This window comes from Nocardioides sp., from assembly GCF_031422975.1.
Classification (GTDB): Bacteria; Actinomycetota; Actinomycetes; order Propionibacteriales; family Nocardioidaceae; genus Nocardioides.
The window spans coordinates 1-1692 of the sequence record NZ_JANPEO010000016.1; the positions used below are offsets into that span (position 1 = coordinate 1).

Below are 1692 nucleotides of genomic sequence, written 5' to 3' on the forward strand. Positions count from 1 at the left end.
CCCCAATATTGGCGAAACGATCACGCAACCCGCGGACGCGCCGACGACCCCCACAACCATGGTCGAGCCGTCCGGCTAGGGGCGGTGGGACTGGGGGAGCGCTGTGATGCCCGTCGCAAGTGTCGTCATCCCGGCGCACAACGAGGCGGCCACGATCGGTCGCAACCTCGCAGCTCTCCGTCAGGGCCTGGGAGGCGACGACCTCGAGGTGCTGGTCGTCTGCAACGGCTGCACGGATGAGACCGCCGCCGCCGCTCGGCAGGCGGATGCGCGGGCACGTGTGATCGAGATTCCCGAGCCGTCCAAGGTGGAGGCGGTCCGTGTCGGCAACGCCGCGTGCGACGTCTTCCCGCGTGTGCACCTCGATGCCGACATCGAGCTCTCCGGTGCGTCGATCCTGGCTCTCCTGGAGCCCCTGAACGCGGGCCGTGCGCTGGCGAGCGCCCCGGATCGGCAGGTGCCTCGGGACGGCTGCTCCCGATGGGTGTCGTGGTACTACGACGTCTGGGAGCAGTTGCCGCCCGTGCAATCGGGGCTGTTCGGCCGCGGCGTGGTTGCGGTCACGGCGCAAGCGCAGGAGCGGCTGTCCCGGCTGCCCGACCTGCTCAGTGACGACCTCGGCATGTCCGACTCCTTCACGGCGCAGGAGCGGGAGGTGGTGTCCGCCGCCGTGGCGATCGTGCACCCGCCCCGGACCCTCACCGACCTCGTTCGGCGACGCATCCGGATCGTGACCGGAAACGTCCAGGCCTCACGTGCCGGCGTACGACGCCCCTCGTCGCGGACCACGTGGGGGACGCTGGCCGGCCTGGCCGTGGCCCGGCCCGGACTCGCCATCCGCCTGCCGATCTTCCTGGCCGTCCACGTCGCTGCCGCGCTGGGGGCCCGCAAGGCCCTGCGCGCGGGGGACTTCACCACGTGGCAGCGCGACGAGAGCTCGCGGCGCCCAACGCCCTGACGCTGCCGCGCTCATCAATATTGGCGAATAGCCCCGCCATCCGCGAAACGTCGCGGTCCACCCGGCACACGATGCGCATCCACACCGGACTCGGTGTGGAACGTCTGCTCAGGGGGTTGGGTCGTGGCGACAGGGCATGTCGTGACGTCACCGGGGGTTGATCCGTCGGCCGACGTCGACGAGACGGCGGTCCTCGGTTCCGGGACGCGGGTCTGGCACCTGGCACAGGTGCGCGAAGACGCCGTGGTGGGGGAGTCCTGCATCATCGGCCGTGGCGCCTACATCGGCCCGGGTGTCCGCATCGGGGACCGGGTCAAGATCCAGAACCACGCGCTGGTCTACGAGCCCGCGCTCGTCGAGGACGGGGTCTTCATCGGCCCGGCCGCGGTGTTCACGAACGACTACTTCCCGCGGGCCGTCGAGCCGGACGGCCGCCCCAAGACCCACCACGACTGGCAGCCCGTCCCGGTGGTCGTGCGCGAGGGTGCCTCGATCGGCGCCCGTGCGGTGTGCGTCGCGCCGGTGACGGTGGGCCGCTGGGCGATGGTCGCGGCCGGCGCCGTCGTCACCCGCGACGTCCCCGACTTCGCGCTCGTCGCCGGAGTGCCGGCCCGCCGGATCGGGTGGGTCGGCCGCGCCGGCCTGCCGCTCACCCAGGGCAGGGACGGCCGCTGGCGGTGCCCGCGCTCGTCCGCCACATACATCGAGCGGGACGACCTGCTCGTCGAGGAGGA

At 72.0% G+C, this 1692-nt stretch carries 2 protein-coding genes; both read left to right on the forward strand.

All coding sequences use genetic code 11. The features are described from left to right. Window positions 1-106 precede the first annotated feature (106 nt). Window positions 107-958: a glycosyltransferase gene (locus RMO85_RS00625; RefSeq protein ID WP_310525804.1), complete on the forward strand. Its 852-nt coding sequence runs from the start codon at window positions 107-109 to the stop codon at window positions 956-958. 141 nt (window positions 959-1099) lie between these two features. Continuing rightward, window positions 1100-1692 (forward strand): acyltransferase (locus tag RMO85_RS00630; RefSeq protein ID WP_310525805.1); only part of this gene is annotated, 593 nt, incomplete at its 3' end.

What these genes read in the sequence shown, in the direction of transcription:
- RMO85_RS00625 (WP_310525804.1), top strand. Translation starts at nt 107, where the DNA reads ATGCCCGTCGCAAGTGTCGTCATCCCGGCGCACAACGAGGCGGCCACG.